Source organism: Cobetia sp. 29-18-1 (assembly GCF_029846405.1).
Classification (GTDB): Bacteria; Pseudomonadota; Gammaproteobacteria; order Pseudomonadales; family Halomonadaceae; genus Cobetia; species Cobetia amphilecti.
This window is the reverse complement of sequence record NZ_JARWKS010000008.1, coordinates 25,946-50,452: the sequence shown is the minus strand read 5'-3', so window position 1 is coordinate 50,452 and position 24,507 is coordinate 25,946. Positions and strand designations below refer to the sequence as shown.

Sequence of the window (24,507 nt, the reverse complement as noted above, 5' to 3'; positions counted from 1 at the left end):
TGCCTGTCGCGAGGGGTGCGTGGCCAGGAACATGGCGCTGAACGATGCAAGGCGGTTCAGTGCCTGTCACTCATGGCGTGGGATCACTCCTGGTCGATGACCAGATCCCCCAGGTACGGGAAGTTCATCACGTTCAGCACCGGCTCGATGTTGACGCCATCACGCGCGCCCCAGGCCAGGTTCTGCCAGTGCAGCGGCACGAAACCGGCATCGTCGTAGACGGCTTTCTCGGCGGCCTGCAGCATCTTGGCGCGCTTCTCGGTGTCAGTCTCCAGGTTGGCCTCGGTGACCATCTTGTCGACATCCGGATTGCAGTAGTTGCCGGAGTTGTACTGACCAACACCGCTGTCGGCATCCGGGCAGAAGGTCAGGAATTCGAAGAAGTTGGCACTGTCTTCGGTGTCCGAGTGCCAGCCGATCATCATCATGTCGGCGGCACGCGCATCATATTCCGGCCAGTACTGGGCCTTGGGCAGGGTCTTCAGATCCACCGTGATGTTGATCCTGGCCAGCATCGAGGCCACGGCCTGGGCGATCTTGGCGTCGTTCACATAGCGGTTGTTGGGCGCCATCATGCTGATCTCGAAGCCATCCTCGTACCCGGCTTCCTTCATCAGCTCCTTGGCCTTGGCCACGTCATAACGCGGGGTCAGCTCGGGGTTGTGGCCCTGATAGCCATCCGGCGACATCTGGGCGGCGGGGGTCGCGAAGCCTTTCATCAGCTTCTGGGCGATGCCTTCCTGATTGATGGCGTAGTTGACGGCCTGACGGACGCGCTTGTCCTTGAAGGCTTCGACACGCTCCTGGTTCATCTGGAAGGTGATGATGCGGGTGCCGCCCATCTCGACCAGGTGCACGCCATCCTGCTTGCGAATGCGTTCCAGATCGGTCGGCGGTACCGGCGCGATGAAGTCCATGTCACCCGACAGCAGTGCCGCGACACGCGTGGCGTTTTCCTTGATCGGCGTCAGCACGATGTCATCGACGTTACCCGGTGACTCGGTATCCCAGTAATCCTCGAAGCGCTCGAAACTGATCTTCACGCCCTGCTGACGGTCCGCGACCTTGTAGGGGCCAGTGCCGGACTCGTTGCGTGAGGCGAAGGTGTTGGCCGCCTTGGCGATCTCATCCTTGGCCTTGCCGTCTTCGGTCTCGCCGGAATAGAACTCACTGTCCATCGGGAAGATGTAGGTGGCGGCATTCAGCACCAGCGGGAACGGCTTGTCAGTCACCAGATCCACGGTGTAGTCATCGACGGCCTTGACGTCGGTGAAGGGTGCGAAGATGGCCTTGAAGTCGGCACTCTTCTTGAGGCGCTCGATGGTCCAGACCACATCCTTGGCAGAGAAGTCATTGCCGGAGTGGAACTTGACGCCTTCGCGCAGATGGAAGCGCATGGTGTTGTCATCGACACGCTCCCAGCTCTTGGCCAGGCGGCCATCGAAGCCGAGGTCCTTGTTCCAGCGAATCAGCGGGTCGTAGACCATGTGCGACAGCTGCAGGGTGCCGCCGGAGAGCTGCTCGTGGATATCGAGGGTCACGGGGTCAGCGTCGTAGGCCATGCGCAGGGTGACGTCTTCGGCCATTGCCGGAGCCGCCATGGCCAATGTCGCGCTGCCGATCAGCGCACACAGGGTCTTCTTGGGCAAGAAAGACTGGAGGGCATTCTGACGGGTCATGAGCATCCCTTTGCTTGTGTAGTTTGATTGTTGTTGTGGCGATCCTGCGCGGCTGTCGAGACAGACACGCAGGATGCGTTCTAACAGTAGAGAGTCACTTGGTCGCGGGACAATCGAAATGTTGAGTAGCCGGATGCAGGTGGTGAATAGCCTTTTCCTGACCACGCAACGTCATCCAGGCTGGTGCAGGGCGCGAGATCGATGAAGCGACGCCCCGGATGTCACACGGCGTCGCCATTAGTCACCTCAATAACGCTGCGAGCTACGCGCACTTCCTCTCAGGGCAATACGGAGCGATTCAGCACTGCCATATGCTGGGCAAGCCACCGTGACACTGGACTGTCTCGCTCACGCTGCAAGCCCTCATGACAAGAAAATACCAATAGAATCAATCACCTGATACAGATGCAATAATCGAGGCCTTGCAAGTTTTTGGAACGCGGTGTGGCGGTTGTGTGTATCAGTTCCGCCAGCCGACAGCGCCTGATTGAGAGACATTGCGTACGCTGAATACCGCCAATCCGACTTCACGCCACCTGGCGATAAACAGACACCATCAGCGGCAGAAAAGCCGACAGGATAGGCGGTGATTTTCCAATGCGTGCAGTCTCTGCACTTGATTGGTGCGCATGGCGCTCTGCGACCAAAGTTGCGCCTCAGAGGCCCTCCACGAAGGCCTGCAAGGTCGATACTGCGCAGTAAAATTCCCGAACGCTGCGCTGAAAACACGTGAAAGACTTTTCCAGCGCCGGTGACTGCCAGGCCTGATTCCATTCGATAGACGCCAAGGCAGTCGATGCAGGAAAGCACTGACAGAGGGAGTAAAGGCGCTGGAGGGTCGGTCTTGATAAGAGGGAGGCCTGAAACGCGACGCGCCTCCCGGGTGGGAGGCGCGTTGGAGGGCACTGATGTTGCTACCGGCATTCTGCAGCACCGGCAGCTGGATCAGGTCGGCCTGATCAGTCCTGCTGCGGCAAAGGCTCGATGCGGTCCACACGATACAGCTGCGGCACCTGTGACAGGTTGCTGATGGTGCAATCGAGGTTGTTCACTCGACCATCGGACAGGCCGTAGACCCAACCGTGCACTTCCAGCTTCTGACCGCGCTCCCAGGCGCGCTGCAGGATCTTGGTTCTGGCCAGGTTCTGCACCTGAGAGCGGACATTGAGTTCACACATGCGGTCGACCTGCTCATCCAGCGGCAGGTCCTTGAGCTCGTCATAGTGCAGGTTGTAGAGCTCACGCAGGGTGTGCAGCCAGTAGTCGACCATGCCATTGTCACCGCCGGTGATCGAGGCACGCACGCCACCACAACCGTAATGGCCGACGATCATGATGTGTTCGACCTTCAGGACATCGACAGCGTACTGGATCACCGACAACGCGTTCATGTCGTTGTAGTGGATCAGGTTGGCGACATTACGATGAACGAAGACTTCGCCGGGCGGCAGGTCGATGATCTGGTTGGCCGGTACGCGGGAATCCGAGCAGCCGATCCACAGAAAGTCAGGATTCTGCTGGTCCGAGAGGCGCTTGAAGAACTCAGGGTCGCGCTCGGTCATGGATTCAGCCCAGACCTTGTTTTGCTCAAGCAGCTTTTCGATATTGCTCATGGCAGGGAGACCACTTTTTCAAATGACGGGGGCAGGGGACGGTTGTCGCACAGGGGCGTTGGCCGTGGTGCCTCTCGGGCGCAAAGCCTCTTGGCTCAGACCTATGAGGCAGGCATTCACGGCAGCGTCAGGCAAGACGTCAGAGCGCTAAGGTTACGAGCGACAGTGTTACGAGCAAGAATGTTACGCGCCCGCGGAGCGCTTCGCCAATGACGGTGCAAGCCCCTGTGCCAGCACGTTGTAACTTTTGTCTAACATGCTTGTTGGACATATTTACCGTGTCAGAGGCCACAGGGTCAACCTGAAGGCCGATACGCGGGTAACCGCGCCCAGCGACACGGGACTCCCGAGGCCGCGCGAGTCCTGATACCATGTGGCCAATTCATCAAGGAGATTCCCGTGACCGATCAGACCCATCAGCCTGCGACAGGCCAGTTTGACTTCGACCTGTTCGTCATTGGTGCCGGCTCCGGCGGCGTTCGCGCTGCCCGGACCGCCGCCGCGACCGGCGCCCGCGTTGCCGTGGCAGAAGACCGCTACCTCGGCGGTACCTGTGTCAATGTCGGTTGCGTGCCCAAGAAGCTCTACTCCTACGCTGCCCACTACCATGATTCCTTCAAGGACAGCGCCGGCTTCGGTTGGGATCTGGGCGACGCCCCGCGCTTTGACTGGGCGACCCTGCGCGATCGCAAGACCGCCGAGATCTCTCGTCTGAACGGCATCTATCGCAATCTGCTCAACAATTCCGGCGCCACGCTGATCGAAGGCCGTGCCAGCATCGCCGATGCCAACACCGTCGTCGTCAATGGCGAGCGTCACACCGCGGCCAAGATCCTGGTCGCCACCGGTGGCTGGCCGTTCCTGCCGGACTTCCCGGGTCGTGAACATGCGCTGGATTCCAACCGCATCTTCGATCTGGAAAGCTTCCCGAAGCGCTTCTTCGTCATCGGTGGGGGCTATATCGCCGTCGAGTTCGCCAGCATCTTCAATGGTCTGGGTGCCGAGACGCACCTGAGCTATCGCGGCGACCTGTTCCTGCGCGGCTTCGACAACGAAGTGCGCGAGTTCACGCGTGACGAGATGACCAAGAAGGGCGTCAACCTGCACTTCAACACCACGGTCGAGTCCATCGACAAGCAGGGCGACGTCTACAGCGTGCGCCTGAGCGATGGCCAGGTACTGGAAGTGGATTGCATCCTCGCCGCCACCGGTCGCAAGCCGAACATCGAAGGCCTGGGGCTGGAGAATGTCGATGTGGCGCTGAATGTCGATGGCACCGTACGCGTCAACGAGCGCTTCGAGACCACCACCCCGTCCATCCTCGCGCTGGGCGACATCATCGGCGGTCCGGAACTGACGCCGGTGGCGCTTGAAGAAGCCATGCACCTGGTGCGTGCGCACTTCGGCGACGGCGTCGTGGGTGGTCTGGACTACGACAGCATCGCGACAGCGGTATTCTGTCATCCGAACATCGGTACCGTCGGCCTCAGCGAGGAAGCGGCGCGCGAGAAGTTCGACAGCATCCGCGTCTACACCGCTGACTTCCGTCCGCTCAAGCACACCCTGTCCGGCAGCGATGAGCGCAGCCTGATGAAGCTGATCGTCGATGACGCCAGCGACAAGGTCGTCGGCGTGCACATGGTCGGTGATGAAGCGGGTGAGATCATGCAGGGCATCGGTATCGCCGTGCGTGCCGGCCTGACTAAGGCCGACTTCGACCTGACCGTGGGCATTCACCCGACGGCAGCGGAAGAGTTCGTCACCATGCGCAGTGTCACGCGCACCTGACAAGCCAGTCGCGAAGACGGCTCGTCGAAATGACTGAGCTTCGAAAAGACTGAACGTCGAAACAGAACGTCGAAATAGAATGTCGAAATAGAATGTCGAAAACAGAACGCCCCACGGCCTTGCCGTGGGGCGTTTTTGCATGCGTCTTCTGCGTGTTCCCAGGCGCAAATCAACTGCGAAAGGGGAGTCATGGTTACTGAGTAACGGTGCAGGTTACACAGTCACCAGCAGCGACTATCTGAATCCGCGCTGAAAGTTGCACGCAATGAGGAAGTGGCATTCCTCGTCTGGCGAGGGACAAGTCGTTGTCTGCGCAGTTCACTGCCAACACCTACACCTTTCGTAGCATAAAGCATGACAAGCTGGTACTCGCGCACTTCAGCTATGCTAGTCTCAGTGCAGCGTTATGCACCTCAAATTACTGAAATATCAGCCATGTGGCAGTGGATAAGCCTGAAAATCGGCCTGTTTCACACGCGATACAAGCAAGGGTCTGGCCGGTATCGAGGTGCGTGACGGCAAGACCAATAACAAGCCAGCAAAGGGAGTTTCAACATGACCATGATCAAGAAGTCGCTGACAGCGGCGGTCGCGACCGCAGGTCTTGGCCTGATGGGGATCTCCGGAGGCGCCAGCGCCGCCGAGCAGACCTTCGTAACCATCGGCACCGGCGGTGTAACAGGCGTTTACTATCCGGCTGGTGGTGCAATCTGCCGCTTGGTCAACCGTGGCAAGGCCGAACACGGCATTCGCTGCAGCGTCGAGTCCACGGGCGGTTCCGGCTACAACCTGAACAGCATCCGTACCGGCGAGCTGGACATGGGCGTTGCCCAGTCTGACGCGCATTACAATGCTTATGAAGGCAAGGGCGATTTCGAAGACTTCGGCCCGAACAAGGACCTGCGTTCACTGTTCTCCCTGCACCCGGAACCGTTCACCGTCGTCGCCCGCAAGGACAGCGGCGTGACCGAGTTCGACCAGCTGGAAGGCAAGCGCATGAACATCGGCAACCCGGGTTCCGGTCAGCGCTCGACCATCGACACTCTGCTGTCCTCGCAGGACAAGGACACCAGCGTGTATTCCGTGGCCTCCGAGCTCAAGGCCTCCGAGATGTCTTCCGCACTGTGTGACAACAAGATCGACGGTTACGTCTACGTCGTGGGTCACCCGTCCGGTTCCATCAAGGAAGCGACCACCACCTGTGACGCCAACATCGTCAATGTCACCGGCGACGCCGTCACCAAGCTGGTCGAAGAGAAGCCTTACTTCTCCGTCGCGACCATCCCGGGTGGCATGTACCGCGGCAACGATGACGACGTGACCACCTTCGGTGTCCGCGCCACCATCGTCTCCAGTGCCGAAGTCGAAGACCGCGTCGCCTACGAAGTGGTCAAGGCCGTGTTCGACAACTTCGATCAGTTCCAGCGCCTGCACCCGGCGTTCCAGGTCCTGAAGAAGGAAGAGATGGTCAATGCTTCCCTGACGGCGCCGCTGCACGATGGCGCCAAGCAGTACTACAAGGAAGCTGGCCTGCTGAGCGAGTGATATGCCCTGCGCGCCTCGCCTGCGAGGCGCCGTGCATGAACGCTCACCCTGTGCTCATGGAGCCGAGCACAGGGAGCACAGGGAATTCCCGGAGACCGCACTCGTTGCGGTCTCCGTGCTTGTGGAAAGTCTGCATTCCTGGGCGGCCACTCAGGTCGTGCAGGAAAAGGTCGAGCAGGAAAGGGCCGAGCAGGGAAAGCGCAGCAGAGACACCCGCCGTCATTGCGCAATCAGGACTTGCCTGCGAGTGGCAAGTGGCGTGACGGCAGCCGCAGCATGGACAAGCGTGACCAGGCAAGGTCTCACGCTCGTCACGAGCCTAGCTCACTGCCCGTTCAGGACATCGTTCAGGAAATTTACGCCCTGATCGGGTGAATCAATGGAAACATCTGTCAGGCCGGACATACTGAAGACGTAACCAGCTTGATAAGCATGTGGTTGAGCAGGGCCTTCTGGTCGAGCAAGAAGGTGACCTGTCAGCCATCGCCTGACTCGCGTACCGGATCACAAAAAATGACCAAAACCCAAACTGCAGCAACGTCTCAGGCGCCAGACGCCGAGACGCATCATGATGCTGAAGTCCTCGAGATGCTGGAGTCGGAAACCGGCGGCCGTCATCCCGTGGGCTTCGTGGGCCGCCACTTCATGTGGCTGATTCCACTGGCATGGTCGTTGTTTCAGCTTTACCACGCCTCGCCGCTGTCACTGCTCAATTCCGACACCGCGCGCGCCGTGCATCTCTGTTTTGCCATCTCGCTGGCCTTCGTGGCGTACCCGGCCTACAAGGGTGCTCCGGCCAACCGCATTCCCCTCTATGACTGGGCTCTGGCGATCTTCGCCGTGGCGGGTGTCGCCTATGTGCTGATCTTCAGTGATGAACTGGCACGTCGCGCTGGCGCCTATACCACCGTGGACCTGGTGTTCTCGGGAATCGGCCTGGTCCTGCTGCTGGAAGCCACGCGTCGCGCACTCGGGCCGCCCCTTGCGGTCGTCGCCAGCGTCTTTCTGCTCTACAGCCTGTTCGGCGCCTACATGCCCGATGTCATCGCGCATGCCGGGGCCAGCCTCAACAAGCTGCTCGGCCACCAGTGGCTGACCACGGAAGGGGTGTTCGGGGTCGCGCTCGGCGTTTCCACCGACTTCGTGTTCCTGTTCGTGCTGTTCGGTGCCTTGCTGGAACGTGCTGGCGCCGGCAACTATTTCATCCGCATGGCCTTCTCCATGCTCGGCCACATGCGGGGCGGACCGGCCAAGGCCGCCGTCGTCGCCTCTGGCCTGTCCGGCATCATCTCCGGCTCCTCCATTGCCAACGTCGTCACCACCGGCACCTTCACCATCCCGCTGATGAAGAAGGTCGGATTCCCGGCCACCAAGGCGGGCGCCGTGGAAGTGGCCGCGTCCACCAATGGCCAGCTGACGCCGCCGATCATGGGCGCCGCGGCCTTCCTGATGGTCGAATACGTCGGCATTCCTTACCTTGACGTCATCAAGCATGCCTTGCTGCCGGCATTGATCTCCTACATCGCCCTGATCTACATCGTGCACCTGGAAGCGTGCAAGGCCGGCATGGAAGGCCTCAAGCGCACCCAGAAGACCAGCATGATCGCGACCTTGCTGACCTTCCTGACCGTCTTCATCGGCATGGGGATACTCACGCTGGTCGTCTACTACGGCATCGGCTGGATCAAGACCCTGGCGGGGGATGGCGCGGTCTGGATCGTGCTGCCGCTGCTGCTGGCTTCCTATGTGGCACTGATCGCCTATTCGGCACGCTTCCCGGAACTTGGCGATGGCGACATCGATGAACTGCCGCCGGTCGGCCCAACCGTCAAGGTCGGCCTCTACTTCCTGCTGCCGGTCGTGGTGTTGGTGTGGTGCCTGACCGTCGAACGCATGTCACCGGGACTGTCGGCCTTCTGGGCCGTGCTGTTCATGATCTTCATCACCGTGACCCAACGTCCGCTGGTGGCCATCTTCCGCAAGAAAGGCAATGTCGGCGGCGCCGCACAACGCGGTGGCGAAGACCTCTTCCATGGCCTGGTGATCGGCGCCAAGAACATGATCGGCATCGGTGTGGCGACCGCGGCGGCAGGTATCGTCGTGGGTACCGTGACCCTGACCGGGCTGGGTCTGAAGATGACCGCCTTCGTCGAGTTCATCTCGGCCGGCAACCTGATGCTGATCCTGCTCTTCACCGCCGTTATCAGCCTGATTCTGGGCATGGGCCTGCCGACGACCGCCAACTACATCGTCGTCTCGACGCTGATGGCACCGGTCATCGTCAATCTGGGAGCGGAAAACGGCCTGATCGTGCCGCTGATCGCTGTACACCTATTCGTGTTCTACTTCGGGATATTGGCGGATGACACGCCACCGGTGGGGCTAGCCGCCTTCGCGGCGGCCGCGATCGCCAAGGCAGACCCGATCAAGACCGGTATCCAGGGTTTCACCTACGATATCCGCACCGCAATCCTGCCGTTCATGTTCATCTTCAATACCAACCTATTGCTGATGAACATCGACAGCTACTGGCATCTGGCGATCACGGTGGCCTCGGCCGTCGCGGCGATGTTGGTCTTCGCGGCGGCGACGCAAGGCTACTGGCTGACGCGCACGCGCTGGTACGAGACCATCGGTCTGCTGCTGATCACCTTCACGCTGTTCCGTCCGGGCTACTGGTGGGACATGATCTATCCGCCGACCACCATGGCCGCGCCGCAGCAGATCGAGACGCTGATCGCCGAAGCGCCGGTGGACAGCAAGCTGCCGATTCACGTCTCGGGCATCAACCTGGATGGCGACGAGGTCTCCAAGACCGTGTTGCTGCCGGTTTCTGATGCCGAGAGTGGCGAAGCCCGCCTGACCGATGTCGGCCTGACGCTGGATATCAGCGACGAGCAGGTACTGGTCAGCATGATCGAGTACGGCAGCGTGGCACAGCAGGCCGGCATCGATTTCGACTTCACCATCGATGGCATCCAGCAGACGGCTGAGCGTCCGCCGAAGGAAATCGCCATGCTGCCGGCACTGGCATTGCTGTGGCTGATCGGCTTCCTGCAGGTACGTCGACGTCGTCAGCAGCCCACCGCTGTCTGACGCCGACGCGCTATTCGCTCGACAAGGTAGCGCTTGAGCACTAACCCTCACGACCGATGCCGTGAGGGGATAAACAAAAGCCGCCCCCGAGATGCTCGGTGGGCGGCTTTTTCATGCCTGCGGCGCTGACTTTGCGTGCGGCGCGGCTAGCTCTCTCTGCCACAGGCGTTGCTCAGCATGATGCTGTCAGGCACAAGGCAAGAGGGCATTTCATGAGGGAGCGACAGTATGCGCCTGCCTTGCGTGACCTGTCTGCAAGGCTAGCGTGAAATATGAACGCGTTTTTGCAACACGATCGACATATTCATCATGCTAGCTTCTAGGGGCACACTCCAACGGAAGGCATGTCGCCAATGGTAAGAGTCGAGAAGCAGTCCCGTCGTCTGTACGTCCTCGATACCAACGTGCTGATCCACGACCCCTCAGCCCTGTTCCAATTTGACGAGCATGATGTCGTCATCCCCATGACGGTGCTGGAGGAGCTGGACAAGCACAAGAATGGCAACAAGGAGATTGCCCATACCGCCCGCCAGATCAGCCGCACGCTGTCCGATCTCACCGCGGATGTCACACCTCAGGAAATCCTGCGTGGAATTCCGCTCCCGCCTTCCATGAATGGCGCGGGCAACCTTCACTTCCTCTCCGGCCATGTCGATCAGAGCGACGCCTGTGCCGACAATCGCATTCTCGCCGAGACTCGCAGTCTATCTGCACGCTGTCAGGACGCCTCGGTCATCCTGGTGACCAAGGACATCAATCTACGCATTAAGGCCGCCGCCCTGGGCATGGCAGTGGAAGACTATCTGACGGATCGTGCCTTCACCGACAGCGACGCCATGATCGAGGGCGTCAAGCTCTTCCATGAGGCCGGTCACGACGGTCAGGGCGTCTGGGACGGCATGCAGGTCGATGTCACCGTCACGCGCGAGCACCATCGCACCTTCTATGAACTGTCAGGCCAGATGCCCAAGGACTGGTACCCGGGCATGTTGATCGCGGATTGCGATGGGGATGACGGCGCCAGCTTCGAGGCCATCGTGCGCGAGCTGGAGCACGACTACGCACGCCTGGAAGTGCTGCAGAACTATCGCAACGAGCGCAGCGCTTGGGGGGTGAATGCCCATGACAGTCGCCAGAACTTCGCCCTCAACCTGCTGATGGACGACAGCGTCGACATGGTGTCGATCGCGGGCAGTGCAGGCACCGGCAAGACCTACATGACGCTAGCTGCCGCGTTCGAGCAGACGCTGGAGAAGAAGCGTTTCGAGCGCATCATCTTCACCCGCGCGCCGATCGCGATGGGCGAAGAGATCGGCTTTCTGCCCGGCACCGAGGAAGAGAAGATGTCGCCGTGGATGGGGGCCTTCCACGACAACATGGACAACCTGCTGCGCAAGGAGGGAGAGGGCACTAGCGCCTGGAACGAGGAGGCCACGCGCGCTTGGATCGGCAATCGCGTCCAGATTCGCTCCCCGTCCTTCATGCGCGGCCGCACGCTGAGCGACACCTTCCTGATCATCGATGAAGCCCAGAACCTGACACCCAAGCAGCTCAAGGGCCTGCTGACACGGGCGGGCGCCAACACCAAGGTGGTACTGCTGGGCAATGTGGGCCAGATAGACACTCCCTACCTGACTGCCAACACCTGTGGTCTTGCGGTGGCAGTGCAGCGCTTCAGCTCGTGGCCGCATGCCAGTCACGTGACACTCAAGTGCGTCGAGCGCTCACGCTTGGCGCTGGTCGCAGAAGAGCTGCTGTGAGGTGTTCGCCACCACTTTCGACAACCTGATATTCATCGATTGATATTCCCATAACGACACTGACGGCTCTAATATCTCAACAGCACTGACAAAAAACGCCGCCCTGATGGGCGGCGTTTTCGTGTGCATTACGTCACGTCAGTCATGGAGATTACACCGCAAGTGCGGGGCGATCACTCGACAAGGCTTTCAGCATACGAAGGGCGGCAAGGGTGCAAAGGCCAGCCGCTCCTTGAGCAGCTTTTTCTCATGCGTCAGCTGCCCCAGCTGGGCCTCCAGGCGTGAGTATTCCGCCGAGGAGTGCTCCAACTGCGCACGCATGTCCTTTAGCTCCGTCTCGCGCTGCTGGCGAGCCGAGGTCTCCTCAAAGCGGCGACGTTCTTCTTCCTGCAGCTGCTTGCGTTGCTCGGCTGCCTGGGCATCGAGACGCTCGACGCGCTTCTCGAGCTGCTCCTGACGACGTCGATGCTGCTTGTCGAGCTCGCTCTTCTCGAGGCGTGCATCATCCAGCATCTTCATCAGGCGCGTTTCACTGGCTTCATGACGCGCCTCTTCCTGCGCGAGGCGTTCCTTCCACTCGCTTTCCTGCGCCTGAATCGCCTGCTGATGGCGCTCATGGTCGACTTCGCGCGTGCGCTCCATGGCCGCGATGTCTTCCTGGGCCAGGATCAGACGCTTTTCGAGCTTGTCCTGCAGCTGCTGCCAATGTTCCTGCTCATTGGTCAGCGTCGCCAAGGCCTGCACGCGCTCTTCAAGGCGCGCCTGCACCTGGGCCAATTGCTCGGACAGGGCACTGAGACGCTGTTCGGCATCTTCCGCGCGGCGCTGTGCCTGCGCTTCAGCCTCACGCGCCTCGACGATCTGCTTGTCCGCTTCCTGGCGATAGTGCACCAGGCTTTCATTGGCCAGTGACTGCGCTTCCTTCCAAACCGTGGCCAGGGTCTCGGTGAGACTGTCAGGCATGGCCTGGCTCAGCGGCTCATCACGCTTCTCGGCGCGCCGTTGGCGCCAGTCACGCAGGTGGTCGCTGATAGTGGTGAAGCTGCCGGTCCCCAGCACTTCACGAATCTTCTGCACGCTCGGGGCCTCGCCCCGTGCCATCAGTGACTCGATGGCTCGTTGTACATCCTCGTACTGGACGCCAGTGCGCGCCATGGGAATCTCCGTCCGTAGTCCGTCATTGATACGTCTGCTGCTTGACCGCCATTACGCCATGAAGCGCGGCCAACTACCACTCTCCAGTACGCACTCTCGTACACATAAAGGCAGCGGATGGGGCACGCCATCTGGCGAGAGCAACACCTTGGCTGCCGCTCGCCTTCTTCTGCCGCCAGCCTAGTGCCATTTTAGCGATGTTTTCTGACAAAATAAAGATAATTACATATTACGTAATACGTAATTTACGATACAGGCAGGTCAATAAATTCATGATTACGCGCCTTATCTTGAATTATCGTGGCCGTAACGTCACAATCAGCCCCGAGGACAGGGCGTGCCTGGTCAGAACAGGGAAGCGAAGGACAGAGCAGGAAAGGGCAGACAAGAGAAGGACAGGGGCGCCACAGAGCGGCGCACGCCTCATATGACGCCCCATACGGGCGATATACAGCCGAGAGGCAGCAATTGGAGTTGGTCGGTGGAAGAAAGCACGCATGACGGCATCACGGCGCTGGTCGGGCATCTGGAGGGTGAGCTATCCAGAGTGCAGCGGCATGCCCAGCTGACGGCCGCTGATGATCGCTCACTGATTCGCGCCCGCACGGATGTCGAAGCCGTGGCCGCCTGGCTCAACGAGTATCGCCACAGTGCTCAGACGCTGCGTGCCTATCGCAAGGAAGCGGAGCGCCTGCTGCTATGGCTCAAGGCCGAGGAAGAGCAGGGCAGAGAATCCGCCCTGGCCAGCCTGGATCGCGAACGACTCGAGCACTTCGAGGCGTTTCTGGCCGACCCTCAGCCTGCAGAGGTCTGGATCGGCAGCGTGCGCGCCCGCAAGCACCCGCAGTGGCGACCCTTTCGCGGCCCGCTGGCCCCCGCCAGCCGCCGCCAGAGCCTGGTGATCCTGCAGGGCATGTATGCCTGGCTGATCGAGGCCGGCTACCTGTCACGCAATCCGTTCCGCCTGATGCGCGACAAGCGCCGTATGGACAACCGCACGCTGCGCATCGAACGCTATCTCGAGCGCCCGCTATGGGACTGGCTGTGGGGGCGTATCGAAGCGCATTGCGAGGAGCTGACACCGCTCGGTGCTTCACCTGAGGACGGGGTGCCCCGCGAGCGCTTCGTGGCCGAGCGCCAGCGCTTTCTGTTCGCGTTCGCCTATCTGATGGCGCCCCGCATCGCGGAGATGGCCGCCGCGAGGATGGGCGATATCGTCAAGCGGGAAGGCCAGTGGTGGTGGCGCGTGATAGGCAAGGGCGCCAAGCTCGCCGAGATTCCATTGCCGCCGCCGATGCTCGAGGCGCTGGTTCGCTGGCGTCGCCTGCGCGGGCTCAGTGATCTGCCGCAGGCACTGCCCGCCGACGAGTCGCTGCCGCTGCTGGCGCGCCTGGATGGCACGACAGCGCTCGGCGACAACCAGCTCTACCGCTTGATCAAGCAGACTTTTGCCCAGGCTGCCGCTGACATGCGCCAGCGAATCCAGAGCCCCGGCGACGCCAGCGAGCTGATGGCACGCACCCTTGATCAGGCAAGCCCGCACTGGCTGCGCCACACCGCGATCACCCATCAGGCACAGGCCGGGGTAGAGCTGCGCTTTCTGTCGCGCTCCGCCAGACACTCGCGACTGGATACGACATCGCGCTACCTGCACGCCGAGGACAGCGAGTGGCAGCAGCAGATGGCCAGACATTCGCTGGCGACGCCAGGCCATCCGCCTGAGGCGCCAGAATACGACCCATGAGCGTTGTCACACACGCTCAGGCCCCAAGGCGCCGTGCGTCCGGCGAGGTCAGGCGTTATCATGGAAACAGCGTATCTTCAGACACTTTGCAGTGACATCATCGGGAGTCAGCATGAGCGACGCGCAACAAGCGCAGGCGGAACTGGTCGAGGAATTCAGCTTCTTCGACAACTGGATGGACCGCTATCAGTACATCATCGACATGGGCAAGGCGCTGCCGGAATACCCGGAAGCACTGAAAGGTCCTGAGACCAAGATCGACGGCTGCCAGTCCAACGTCTGGATTCATCCTGAAGTGCGTGGCGAAGGCAGCGAGCAGCGCCTGCATTTCCAGGCGACCTCGGACGCCGCCATCGTGGCAGGCCTGATCGCCGTGGTACTGCGCATCTACAACGACCGGACGCCGCAGGAAATCGTCGCCACCCAGCCGACCTTCCTCAACGAGCTCGGCCTCGACAAGCACCTGTCGCCTACGCGCTCCAACGGCCTGCATGCGATGCTCAAGCGTATCTACGGTGTGGCCGAGCTGCACGCCAACGCCTGAGGCCTGGCGCTTTAGCTCTGATGCTTCAGGTCTTGTGCTTCAGGTCTGATGCTTAAGGTCTGGGCCAACACGAGTAACGCAAGACGCCCGCCATTCCAGTCTCGAGATTTCGAGCGGAATGGCGGGCGTCTTTTTTTGTGTCTTTCTAAAGAATTTCTCAGGGCTTTCTCACCCAGGGCGTTCTCAGGGTAATTTCAGACTGTTCAGCAGGGCGCTGCACGCTCTCAGCGATGCTCGCGCACTTCCAGCACATGCGTCATGGCCTGATGCTGACCATCCCAGACATAGCGCAGGTGCGGCCCCTGTATGGGGATGCTGACCGCCGGCGGACGCAGGATAGCCGCGCACTCGGCGCTTGCATCCACCTGGGCGTGACGCACGCTGGGGTAGAGCAGGCCGAAGCTGCCAGCCTCTCGCAGCCTGGCGGCAAAGGCCTGGCCGGCTGGGTAGCTGGCCATGTCTGGCTGGCAGAGGGCGTCATGGCCCTCGCGGATGTCATGCAGTGGCTGCGTCACGCGATTGATGTAGCTGCGCATGGTCATTTCCTGACTGGGCTGCGCGGTATCGGCCAGAAAGCGCGCCATGTGGAAGCGGGTCTCGCTGATCGCGGTATCCAGCGTACTGGCGCAGTAATAGACCCCGAAACTGCCATCGGTGAAGCGCGAGGCACGCCCGATGTGCGTGAAGGCCGCCATCACCGGCGTGGAACCCGGCCCGCTGATACGGTCTTGCGGTGCGACGCGACTCAGCTCGCCGGCTTCTTCGCGCAGACGATCATTGGTGAGCGCCTCGATGGCAAACGCCATCTCCAGCTCATCAGGCTCGAGAATATCCTCGAATACCGAAATGGGCGGGAAGGCGCTGGAGATCACGCGCCAGGCGTTCTGCCAGTCCGGCAGCGTCAGCGCGGGCAGGGCGGAGTCATCGACATGCTTGCCTTCGCTCGTCCATTCGCTCATCCACGCACTCCGTCGAGATAACGGCGAGTATCGGCCAGCGAGACCACCTGACCGGCCAGCATGTAGTCCAGCGCACTCTGGCCATTGAAGGGCGCCGCACGGTTGGGACGACGTACCCATTCATGGGCCATCTCGGGCGTATTGCTGAACAGGATGCGCAGGGCCTTGTGAATCCCCATCACGTAGGAGATACGCTCCAGGGTGTCGTTGGGCAGGCGCACTTCCGGCAGCTTGCGATACTTGTGATAGGTAGTGGTACCGATGCCCCCCAACAGCACGCGCTGATCCGCCGCGCTGCACTGCCACTTCTCCATGATGTTGAAGAAGGACTTGAGGGCGACACGGCCCGCACTGGGGCTGGTCGGGGACACACGATCGAGGGCGGCTGCGGTGGACATGACATTCTCCTGCTGACTGACGATGGCGTCACAGCTGACGCCATACACATGTGAATGATAACACAGAAACACTTCACATACGTACATCCAGCCGCAAGACTCCGCCGCTCGCAGGGCACTCGACCCAGCCACTCGCAAAGCGTATGCCCTCAAGACCTGGGCGCGTCGTCCTGATCATGCGCATCGCAGCAGCTGGCAGACGAGGCGTGACCCTTGCGCGGTGGCACGGGGTCCACGCCTCCCGGCCCGCCCAGCGGGTGGCAGCGTGACAGACGCCTGGCCGTGAGCCAACACCCCTTGAGGGGCCCATGCACCTTGATGGCCTCCAGTCCGTAACTGGAGCAGGAAGGATAGAAGCGACAGCGCGGCCCCAGCAGCGGGCTGAGCACCAGCTGATAGCCGCGCAGCAAGCCGGTCAGCAGGCGCGTCATGACCGACGTCACGCCGCGCCTGAGGGAGTGGCGACGTTCAGGCGTTGCCATACAGGGTGTTCGGGTCAATGATCGGTGCATCGGTAATCTCGGCACCTTCAGCATCCAGGCGCCAGTAGAAGCAGCTCTTGCGCCCGGTATGGCAGGCAGGGCCTGTCTGATCGACCTTGACCAGCAGGGTATCGCCATCGCAGTCCAGATGCGTACTGACCAGCTTCTGCTGTTGGCCCGAGCTCTCGCCCTTGCGCCACAGCTTGCTGCGCGAGCGTGAGAAGTAGCACACGCGACCGGTGGAGAGCGTCTCGCGCAGGGCTTCGGCGTTCATCCACGCCATCATCAATACCTCGCCGCTGTCATGCTGTTGCGCGATGGCGGGAATCAGGCCGTCGCCATTCCAGGGCAAGGCGGCGATCAGTGCCTCCAGCGCGACCTTCTCGCCGACGTCGGCATTCTCCAGCGACTTGAGCAGTCCATCCTGTGCCATTGAGGGTGTTTCCTTGCAGAGTCCATATCGAAGCCCCTGTCAGCGTCATGTCACGCCGGCAGGGGCTCACGCAGTATCAGTATCACAAGCCGCGAATCAGCGACGCAGTCCGCCACGGGCGCTGCGCCAGATGAGCGACAGCAGGTAGGCGACACCGGCCACCAGCACGATGGTCGCGCCGGCCGGCAGGTCGAACTGCCATGAGAGCGCCAGCCCGCCGGTGGTGAAGGCCATGGCCGCCAGACTCGCGATCACGATCATCATGCCCAGTGAGCGCGCATGGTGGCCGGCAAGCGCGGCAGGTAGGGACAGCAAGGCCAGCACCATGATCAAGCCCACCGCCTGCAACAGCAGCACGACGGTGATCGCCACCATCACCAGCAGCAGCAGGTAGAGCGTCTTGACCGGCACGCCCCGCAGACGCGCGAACTCTTCATCGAAGATCACCGCGGTCAGCGGGCGATGCACCAGCAGCAACACCAGCGCCAGGCCTCCCACCATCCAGGCCAGGGTGCCGATGGCATCCGCAGGCACCAGCAGCAGGTTGCCGAACAGGTAGCTCATCAGGTCGACCTTGTAACCCGGGGTCTGACTGATGAACAGGATGCCGGTGGCCATGCCGATGGCCCACAGCGCACCGATGACGGTGTCTTCCTGATCAAAGCCCTTGAGACTGATGTAACCGATCAGCAAGGCGGCGAGAATGGCGCTGATGAAGGCGCCGACCAGCGGGCTTGCGCCCATGAAGTAGGCGATCCCCATGCCGGCAAGCACGGTATGGGCGATACCCCCGGCCAGATAACCGATGCGGCGTACCACGACATAGGGGCCGACCAGACCGGCCGCAAGACTGGCCAGCAGACCGGCGAAGAGGGCGTTCTGGAGAAAATCCTGGCTGCCCAGGGCGGTGATGAAATTCATGTAATGTAAGCCTAGAGCGCAGAGCGGGCGACGTGAAGGAAGTGAAACAGGCCAGACGGACAGTCACCGGCCGCGACATCAGTGATGGTGATGGATCATCTGGACGTTTTCACCATAGAGTCGCTCGATCGATTCAGCGGTGAGCGTCTCGGTGTCATGGACGATCATCTTGCGGTTGAGGCAGGCGACCCGATCGACGTAATCGCTGATGAAACCGAGATCGTGACTGATCACCACCACGCTCATGCGGTTGGCCAGGCGATTGAACAGCTCGAACAGAGAGCGCTCGCCGTCGCTGTCGACACTCGCGGTGGGCTCATCCAGCAGCAGCAACTGAGGCTCGGCCGCCAGGGCGCGAGCGATCAGCACACGTTGCAGCTGACCGCCGGAAAGGGCATCGATATGCCGACGGCGCAGATGACTGATACCGACTTCTTCCAGCACCGCACCGATCGCCTCACGGTCCGCGCGTGGCCAGGGGCCCCACTGACGACGACGCCCCTGGCGCCCCATCAGCACGACGTCTTCCACGCGGATGGGGAAGCGCTTCACGAAGTTGGCAAACTGTGGCACATAGCCGATATGGCGCGCGGCAGCCTTGGGCGTGCGCCCCAGCACCCGGACACAGCCAGCCGCCGGCTTGTGAAGACCGAGTATCAGCTTGAGCAGCGTGCTCTTGCCGCCACCGTTGGGCCCGATCAGTCCCACGATCTCGCGCGCGCCGACCTGAAAGTCGACATCGTCGAGAATGACCTGCTCGCCATACCGGAAGGTCACGCCGCGAATATCAATGGCATCCGGTGCATCTGCCGGCACCGGGCGAAAGACCGGACCGACACTGCGCCCGGTGGCTGACGCCTCCGGATGGCTGTCCGTGCGCGGGCGCGCGACGGAGATGGGGCTGACCATGACGTAAGGTACCTCGTTGCAACGCAGACGGGCGCATGAGCGCCCGTCTGACTTTTCGATGGGGCAGGGCATTGTGCAAGATCAGGCGATATGCGCAATACCCGGCCGGCAATTACTGGCTGTCAGTCAACTCGAAACCCGCCTTCAGCGCTTCGGTGGCGTGCTTCAGGTTGTCGAGATAGTCCTCTGCCAGCGGGTCCAGCACGGCCACTTCGGCCTCCAGGGAGCTGGCGATCCGCTTGGCCGCCGTCTGGGAGAACTGCCCCGAGACGAAGATGGTGCCGATGTTCTCATCCTTGGCACGCGTGATCAGCGTGGCCATCTCGCGTGGCGTGGGCTCACGGCCACTGACTTCAATGGCATGCTGCTCGAGCGAGTAGCGGTCCGCGAAGTAGCCGAAGCTGGGATGGAAGATCAGGAAATTGCGGCCTTTGTAGGGGGCCAGCGTCTGAGCGATCTGCGCATCCAGCTCGCTCAGGGTCTTGAGCAGGCGCTGCTCATTGGCATCGATCTCGCTGGCATGCTGTGGCAGGCGGGCCTCGAGCACCTCGGCGGCACGCTCGACGACGGTCTGCATGCGCTGCGGGTCCAGCCAGAGGTGAGGGTCGGCTTCGCCGAGGTCCTCATCCTCGTCATGCTGGGCACCATGCTCCTGATGATCAGCGTGCTCATCGTGGTGCTCGTCGTGATGTTCTTCGTGACCTTCATGCTCATCATGACGTTCTTCATGGGCCTCATGATCAGCATGCTCGTCGTGATGTTCTTCATGACCTTCGTGCTCGCCGTGATGCTCGTCGTGTTCATCATGGTCGGCATGGTCGGCATGATCGTCGTGCTCATCATCGTGATGCGCGCCGTGATGCTCATCATGCTCTTGCTCATGAGCATGCGCTTCATCATGACCGTGGTCATGGGCCTCACCACTGCCGAAGTGGCGTGTATTGAGACCTTCTTCCAGATGCACGACCTGCATCTCGGCGTTGTTCTTCACCAGGCGCGGCAACCACACCTGCTCGAAGGGCACGCCGATGGCGAGATAGAGCGGGACCGTCGACAGCTCGGCCACCTGGCGCGGGGTCGGGTCGTAGGCGTGCGGGCTGTCGCCCGGCTTGACCAGCGTGGTGATCTCGACATGCTCACCGGCCAGCTGATCGACCATCCACGCGATGGGCGGCACGCTGACGGCCACATGCAGAGGGGCGCTGTCCTGGGCGTGGGCGGCAGGCGTCGCGAACGCGGCAAGCGCGCCCAGCACACTCAGCGGCAGGGCACGTGCAGCCCGCGGACCCAGCGTGCGCTGGACCCGGGACAGCAGCTTTTCACACAACACTTGGCGAGACACCAGGGGAGAGCCCGCATGCATACTCATGACACCACTTCCTTTGCTAGTGATCACGGCATGATGCGGGCAGGGCGTGCCGAGAACCGGCACGCCAGGACCGCCATCAGCCGCGGTTGAACGAGAGTCGCTGGCCGTTGGCCACCGGATTGACGGTCTTGCCGTCATAGGCTTTCACGCCATTGACGAAGGTCGCATCGATACGTGCCTTGAAGGTCACGCCATCGAAGGGGCTCCAGCCACACTTGTAGAGCACGTTGTCACGCGTGACGCTGGTCTCGCCATTGAGGTCGACCAGCACCAGGTCAGCGAAGGCCCCTTCACGGATGTAGCCGCGATCGACGATGGAGAAGCGATCCGCCACGTTGTGGCTGGTCTTCTGCACCAGAGTCGCCAGGTCGTAGATGCCGTCCTGTACCTGGTCGAGCAGTGACAGCAGGGCATGCTGCACCAGCGGCAGGCCGGAAGGCGCCTTGAAGTACGGGTTCTGCTTCTCTTCCCAGGTATGCGGCGCGTGATCGGTGGCGATGATGTCGATACGGCCATCCATCACGGCAGCGCGCAGGGCGGCACGGTCTTCGGCGGTCTTCACTGCCGGGTTGCACTTGATCAGGCTGCCACGGGTGTCGTAATCGGCGTCGCTGAACCACAGGTGGTGCGCGCAGACTTCGGCGGTGATCTGCTTGCCCTTCATCGGGCCGGCCTTGAACAGCGCCATTTCCTCGGCGGTGGTCAGGTGCAGGACATGCAGCTGGGTACCGTTGCGGGTCGCCAGATCGATCGCCAGACGCGAGCTCTTGATGCAGGCTTCGCGCGAGCGGATCAGGCCGTGTTCGGAGAAGGGCACGTCTTCCCCGAAACGCTCACGCCAGCGCGCCTCGTTCTCGAGAATCATCGGCGTGTCTTCGCAATGCGTGACGATGGGCGTCGGCGCATGCTTGAAGATGCCTTCGAGAATCTCCGGATCATCGACCAGCATGTTGCCGGTAGAGGCGCCCATGAAGATCTTGATGCCGCAGGTCTGGTTCGGATCCAGCGTCTTGATCGCTTCCAGGTTGTCGTTGCTGGCACCCAGATAGAAGGCGTGGTTGGCATGGGCACGGCCGGCCGCCACGGCAAACTTGGCTTCCAGTGCATCGCTGTCCAGGGTCGCCGGCTTGACGTTGGGCATGTCGAAGAAGGTGGTGATCCCCCCGGCCACGGCAGCGGCTGACTCGGTGGCGATGTTGCCCTTGGCGGTCAGGCCCGGCTCACGGAAGTGCACCTGATCATCGATCATGCCCGGCAGCAGATGGCGGCCGGCGGCATCAATCACTTCACGTGCATCGAGGTGAGACAGGTCGCTGCCGATGGCGTGAATACGCCCGTCCTTGATGCCCACATCCTGAGTGGAAATGGTGCCTTCATTGACGACTTGCGCCTGTGAGATGCGGATGTCCAGCATGTGACGTCCTCCGTGGGAAGCAAATGTTATATCGTATCAAAAGCGCTCGCAAGCGCCGTTCACTGAGCGTTTTCTGCCATGGCAGCTGCTTGAGAGGTGCAATCCTGGCAACGCCCCTCGAGTTCGATGGTCTGGCGTTCGATCGAGAAACCATGGCGATCGGCGCTGGCGACTAGCCGGGTGCCGAGATCGTCATCATGCATTTCCTCGACACGACCGCAGCCGCGGCAGATCAACAGCTGAAAGCCGTGCTGATGTTCCGGGCAGTGGCAGGCAAGGTAGGCATTGAGTGATTCGATGCGATGGACGAGGCCCTGTTCGAGCAAGAAGTCCAGTGCACGATAGATCGTGGGAGGGCGGGCAGCGCCATGTTCCTTGGCGAGCTGATCCAGCAGGTCATACGCCTTGAGTGCGCCATGACTGGTCGCGATCATTTCCAGTACACGTCGCCGAATCGGCGTAAATCGCACACCGCGCGCCAGACATTGACGTTCGGCCTGGTCGATCAGCGAAAGTGGCTCTGGCATGAAGAATCCTGAGTGTCGTGAATCCCGGATGTCAAAAGGCGTCAAGCGCGATGAGGGCAAGTGCATCAGCGCGCAGCCTGAATGACCAGATGCTTATTCTAGGGCAAATGGGCCATGACGGGCCACCGGCAAAGGCATCGGGGCTGCGTGAGTCACTCAAAGGCAACGCACGGCGCGGAGCCGACATGAAAGCGTGGACAAGAAACAAATATGTTATAACATAACAATTATCGCTTTCTGGTCGCGGTGATAGACCCGCGACCATCCCTGACAGGAGGAATTCATGGCCCAGTTCGAGGCTCTGCACCCACCCCTTCGCACACGGCCCGAGACACGCCTGGCAGCCAGTTCGTCACCTTCGACCCTCGCGTCGGCGCCAAGGCCCGCGGCCCATTGGCATATCGGTCACGAGGCACATGACCTGGGAGCCATCTTCGACCCCGACATCAGTCTGGCCGTGATGCAACGCCGCATCGATGCGGCATTGAAGATGGCGGTCAAGGCTCAATCTTCGGGCGCCTACCCGCTGCGCATGCGCTGGCGCGGCCCGATCAGTGATCTGCGTGAGGCGCTGGAGCGCTACCTTCCGGCACCGGATGCCGGGGCAGCGCTGATAGAGGATATCCGTGTGCTGGGTGAGGCCATGGGCGAGCTCTTCGAGGTCAAGGATATCGGCATGCGACTGGAGATGACCCAGAGCGCCATGTGCCCGCGCTTTCATGTCGATCGCATCCCGGTCAGATTGGTGACGACCTACGATGGCCCGGGCACCCAGTGGCTGCCGGAACATGCCGCCGACAGACTGGCGCTGGGCCACGGCCAGCCCGGCCATCAGGACATCTGCCTGGCCCCCGGCGAGATACATGAGCTGCGCCCGGGCAGCCTGGCATTGCTCAAGGGCGAGTGCTGGCCGGGCAACGAAGGGCGAGGGCTGATCCATCGCTCACCGGTGGTGCCCAATGGCAGTCGCCTGATGTTGAGCATGGACCCCGGCTGAGCCGAGGCTTCGCTTGCGACTCACCAAACAGAAACACCCCGCCAAGGCGGGGTGTTTCTGTCTTTCCAGACGCTGGAGCAGTCGATCAACCAAGGCATCGGTCAGCAGCCCCGTCGCTCGGCAGAACCGTCACACGGCAGGCCCGGGGAGCCAGACATCAGTCCGCGATGGGCGCCATGCCGACATTGGCGACATCTTCCTTGCTGCGCGAGAAGTGCTTGCGCGCAAAGGCGACACGCTCGGCGACCGGCACACCGTCGGGCTGACGCTCGATCAGCTCGAGCCGCTTGCGCAGGCCCTCGCCATTGGCCATCTGGATGGCCAGCCCCGGTCGGGCGTTGAGCTCCAGCAGCATCGGGCCATGGCGACGATCCAGCACCATGTCGGTGCCCAGATACCCCAGTCCCGTCATCTCGTAACAACCGGCAGCCAGCTCGAGCAGGGTGTCCCACTGTGGCACCTTGAGCGAGAAGATATCGTGCCCGGTATCGGGGTGCGCGAACTGCGGGCGATCGTACTGCACGCCGCGCACCGCCCAGCCACTGCCGATATCCAGCCCGACACCGACCGCGCCCTGGTGCAGGTTGGCCTTGCCATCCGAGGCTGCCGTCGACAGGCGCATCATCGCCATCACGGGATAGCCCTTGAAGACGATGACACGAATGTCCGGCACACCCTCATAGGTGAACTCGGCGAAGGCCTGATCGAAGGAGATCAAGCCTTCGACCAGCGCCACGTCCGGTGAGCCGCCCAGCGAATAGAGCCCTGACAGGATGTTGGAAACATGACGCTCCATGTCGGCACGCGTGATGCGCGCGCCGCTGGGCTTCACATACTCTTCGCCATCGTGGTGCTCGATGACGAGGATCCCCTTGCCGCCTGAGCCCTTGGCCGGCTTGATCACGAAGCCTGCGTGATCGCGCACCATGTCGACGACGCGCTCGACCTCGAACTGACTGGCGACCTTGCCGATCATCTCCGGCGAGGCCAGGCCGTACTTCTGACACAACAGCTTGGTCTGCAGCTTGTCATCGACCAGCGGATAGAGGCGGCGGTCGTTGTATTTCGAGATATACCCGATGTTGCGGCGATTCATGCCGACAACCCCCCGGGCGCGCAAGGCGCCCGGCGTGGTCCAGTTGCGCGACCAGCGATTCAGCCATGACGAGAGCAT

Annotated in this window: 20 protein-coding genes; 7 read left to right on the top strand and 13 right to left on the bottom strand. The window is 61.6% G+C overall.

What is annotated here, in order from left to right; translation table 11 throughout:
• Positions 1-83 precede the first annotated feature (83 nt).
• On the bottom strand, positions 84-1,679 hold the full coding sequence (locus QD208_RS08110; protein ID WP_279836485.1) for an ABC transporter substrate-binding protein: 1,596 nt from the start codon (positions 1,677-1,679) through the stop codon (positions 84-86).
• A gap of 959 nt (positions 1,680-2,638) precedes the next feature.
• Positions 2,639-3,292, bottom strand: a complete 654-nt coding sequence (gene can, locus QD208_RS08105; RefSeq protein ID WP_043334249.1) for a carbonate dehydratase — start codon at positions 3,290-3,292, stop codon at positions 2,639-2,641.
• A gap of 399 nt (positions 3,293-3,691) precedes the next feature.
• On the opposite strand from can, the gene gorA reads away from it, so the two are divergent.
• The 4 genes from gorA to QD208_RS08085 all read left to right on the top strand — a co-directional run bounded on the left by gorA (position 3,692) and on the right by QD208_RS08085 (position 11,481).
• Positions 3,692-5,080 (top strand): glutathione-disulfide reductase, encoded by a 1,389-nt coding sequence (gene gorA, locus QD208_RS08100; protein WP_279836484.1) that lies wholly within the window; start codon positions 3,692-3,694, stop codon positions 5,078-5,080.
• 555 nt (positions 5,081-5,635) lie between these two features.
• A complete protein-coding gene (locus tag QD208_RS08095) occupies positions 5,636-6,625 on the top strand; it encodes a TAXI family TRAP transporter solute-binding subunit (protein WP_054556669.1) in 990 nt (329 codons plus the stop codon).
• A 513-nt stretch (positions 6,626-7,138) separates the two neighbouring features.
• A complete protein-coding gene (locus QD208_RS08090) occupies positions 7,139-9,721 on the top strand; it encodes a TRAP transporter permease (RefSeq protein ID WP_279836483.1) in 2,583 nt (860 codons plus the stop codon).
• Positions 9,722-10,074: 353 nt separating this feature from the next.
• On the top strand, positions 10,075-11,481 hold the full coding sequence (locus QD208_RS08085) for a PhoH family protein (RefSeq protein WP_279836482.1): 1,407 nt from the start codon (positions 10,075-10,077) through the stop codon (positions 11,479-11,481).
• A gap of 189 nt (positions 11,482-11,670) precedes the next feature.
• Here the strand turns inward: QD208_RS08085 and QD208_RS08080 are convergent, their stop codons facing one another.
• Complete coding sequence (locus tag QD208_RS08080) at positions 11,671-12,636, bottom strand: DNA-binding protein (RefSeq protein WP_279836481.1); 966 nt, start codon at positions 12,634-12,636, stop codon at positions 11,671-11,673.
• Positions 12,637-13,117: 481 nt separating this feature from the next.
• Here QD208_RS08080 and QD208_RS08075 point away from each other — a divergent pair, with 481 nt between their 5' ends.
• Complete coding sequence (locus QD208_RS08075) at positions 13,118-14,380, top strand: site-specific integrase (RefSeq protein ID WP_279836480.1); 1,263 nt, start codon at positions 13,118-13,120, stop codon at positions 14,378-14,380.
• Between the two features lie 112 nt (positions 14,381-14,492).
• Complete coding sequence (locus QD208_RS08070; RefSeq protein WP_054556665.1) at positions 14,493-14,924, top strand: SufE family protein; 432 nt, start codon at positions 14,493-14,495, stop codon at positions 14,922-14,924.
• A 224-nt stretch (positions 14,925-15,148) separates the two neighbouring features.
• Here QD208_RS08070 and QD208_RS08065 read toward each other — a convergent pair whose 3' ends face one another.
• From QD208_RS08065 to QD208_RS08025, 9 genes are all read right to left on the bottom strand, one after another.
• Entirely contained in the window at positions 15,149-15,883 is a 735-nt protein-coding gene (locus QD208_RS08065; RefSeq protein ID WP_279836479.1) for an RES family NAD+ phosphorylase, read from the bottom strand.
• Positions 15,880-16,281, bottom strand: a complete 402-nt coding sequence (locus QD208_RS08060; RefSeq protein ID WP_052384668.1) for an MbcA/ParS/Xre antitoxin family protein — start codon at positions 16,279-16,281, stop codon at positions 15,880-15,882. Before QD208_RS08060 ends, QD208_RS08065 begins: the two co-directional genes overlap by 4 nt.
• Positions 16,282-16,430: 149 nt before the next feature.
• Positions 16,431-16,712, bottom strand: coding sequence for a membrane protein insertion efficiency factor YidD (gene yidD, locus QD208_RS08055; protein ID WP_279836478.1), 282 nt, complete (start codon positions 16,710-16,712; stop codon positions 16,431-16,433).
• A 37-nt stretch (positions 16,713-16,749) separates the two neighbouring features.
• On the bottom strand, positions 16,750-17,196 hold the full coding sequence (hisI, locus tag QD208_RS08050) for a phosphoribosyl-AMP cyclohydrolase (RefSeq protein WP_248378275.1): 447 nt from the start codon (positions 17,194-17,196) through the stop codon (positions 16,750-16,752).
• Between the two features lie 96 nt (positions 17,197-17,292).
• On the bottom strand, positions 17,293-18,117 hold the full coding sequence (locus QD208_RS08045; protein WP_043334239.1) for a metal ABC transporter permease: 825 nt from the start codon (positions 18,115-18,117) through the stop codon (positions 17,293-17,295).
• Positions 18,118-18,195: 78 nt separating this feature from the next.
• Positions 18,196-19,026: a metal ABC transporter ATP-binding protein gene (locus QD208_RS08040; RefSeq protein WP_082388762.1), complete on the bottom strand. Its 831-nt coding sequence runs from the start codon at positions 19,024-19,026 to the stop codon at positions 18,196-18,198.
• A gap of 112 nt (positions 19,027-19,138) precedes the next feature.
• Complete coding sequence (locus QD208_RS08035) at positions 19,139-20,395, bottom strand: zinc ABC transporter substrate-binding protein (RefSeq protein ID WP_279836477.1); 1,257 nt, start codon at positions 20,393-20,395, stop codon at positions 19,139-19,141.
• A gap of 76 nt (positions 20,396-20,471) precedes the next feature.
• Entirely contained in the window at positions 20,472-21,809 is a 1,338-nt protein-coding gene (locus QD208_RS08030; protein ID WP_107334788.1) for a dihydroorotase, read from the bottom strand.
• 59 nt (positions 21,810-21,868) lie between these two features.
• Positions 21,869-22,336: a transcriptional repressor gene (locus tag QD208_RS08025; protein WP_043334236.1), complete on the bottom strand. Its 468-nt coding sequence runs from the start codon at positions 22,334-22,336 to the stop codon at positions 21,869-21,871.
• A gap of 283 nt (positions 22,337-22,619) precedes the next feature.
• Here QD208_RS08025 and QD208_RS08020 point away from each other — a divergent pair, with 283 nt between their 5' ends.
• Positions 22,620-23,333: a DUF1826 domain-containing protein gene (locus QD208_RS08020; protein WP_279836476.1), complete on the top strand. Its 714-nt coding sequence runs from the start codon at positions 22,620-22,622 to the stop codon at positions 23,331-23,333.
• A 157-nt stretch (positions 23,334-23,490) separates the two neighbouring features.
• Here the strand turns inward: QD208_RS08020 and QD208_RS08015 are convergent, their stop codons facing one another.
• Entirely contained in the window at positions 23,491-24,507 is a 1,017-nt protein-coding gene (locus QD208_RS08015) for an alpha-L-glutamate ligase-like protein (RefSeq protein WP_043334235.1), read from the bottom strand.

Excerpts from the sequence above, each read along its gene's own strand:
- QD208_RS08080 (WP_279836481.1), bottom strand. The coding sequence starts at position 12,636 with ATGGCGCGCACTGGCGTCCAGTACGAGGATGTACAACGAGCCATCGAG.
- QD208_RS08030 (WP_107334788.1), bottom strand. The coding sequence starts at position 21,809 with ATGCTGGACATCCGCATCTCACAGGCGCAAGTCGTCAATGAAGGCACC.
- QD208_RS08020 (WP_279836476.1), top strand. The coding sequence starts at position 22,620 with ATGGCCCAGTTCGAGGCTCTGCACCCACCCCTTCGCACACGGCCCGAG.
- hisI (WP_248378275.1), bottom strand. The coding sequence starts at position 17,196 with ATGGCACAGGATGGACTGCTCAAGTCGCTGGAGAATGCCGACGTCGGC.
- QD208_RS08110 (WP_279836485.1), bottom strand. The coding sequence starts at position 1,679 with ATGACCCGTCAGAATGCCCTCCAGTCTTTCTTGCCCAAGAAGACCCTG.
- QD208_RS08060 (WP_052384668.1), bottom strand. The coding sequence starts at position 16,281 with ATGTCCACCGCAGCCGCCCTCGATCGTGTGTCCCCGACCAGCCCCAGT.
- QD208_RS08065 (WP_279836479.1), bottom strand. The coding sequence starts at position 15,883 with ATGAGCGAATGGACGAGCGAAGGCAAGCATGTCGATGACTCCGCCCTG.
- QD208_RS08070 (WP_054556665.1), top strand. The coding sequence starts at position 14,493 with ATGAGCGACGCGCAACAAGCGCAGGCGGAACTGGTCGAGGAATTCAGC.
- QD208_RS08085 (WP_279836482.1), top strand. The coding sequence starts at position 10,075 with ATGGTAAGAGTCGAGAAGCAGTCCCGTCGTCTGTACGTCCTCGATACC.
- QD208_RS08025 (WP_043334236.1), bottom strand. The coding sequence starts at position 22,336 with ATGCCAGAGCCACTTTCGCTGATCGACCAGGCCGAACGTCAATGTCTG.
- QD208_RS08095 (WP_054556669.1), top strand. The coding sequence starts at position 5,636 with ATGACCATGATCAAGAAGTCGCTGACAGCGGCGGTCGCGACCGCAGGT.
- can (WP_043334249.1), bottom strand. The coding sequence starts at position 3,292 with ATGAGCAATATCGAAAAGCTGCTTGAGCAAAACAAGGTCTGGGCTGAA.
- QD208_RS08040 (WP_082388762.1), bottom strand. The coding sequence starts at position 19,026 with ATGGTCAGCCCCATCTCCGTCGCGCGCCCGCGCACGGACAGCCATCCG.
- yidD (WP_279836478.1), bottom strand. The coding sequence starts at position 16,712 with ATGACGCGCCTGCTGACCGGCTTGCTGCGCGGCTATCAGCTGGTGCTC.
- QD208_RS08015 (WP_043334235.1), bottom strand. The coding sequence starts at position 24,507 with ATGCTCTCGTCATGGCTGAATCGCTGGTCGCGCAACTGGACCACGCCG.
- QD208_RS08090 (WP_279836483.1), top strand. The coding sequence starts at position 7,139 with ATGACCAAAACCCAAACTGCAGCAACGTCTCAGGCGCCAGACGCCGAG.
- QD208_RS08045 (WP_043334239.1), bottom strand. The coding sequence starts at position 18,117 with ATGAATTTCATCACCGCCCTGGGCAGCCAGGATTTTCTCCAGAACGCC.
- QD208_RS08035 (WP_279836477.1), bottom strand. The coding sequence starts at position 20,395 with ATGAGTATGCATGCGGGCTCTCCCCTGGTGTCTCGCCAAGTGTTGTGT.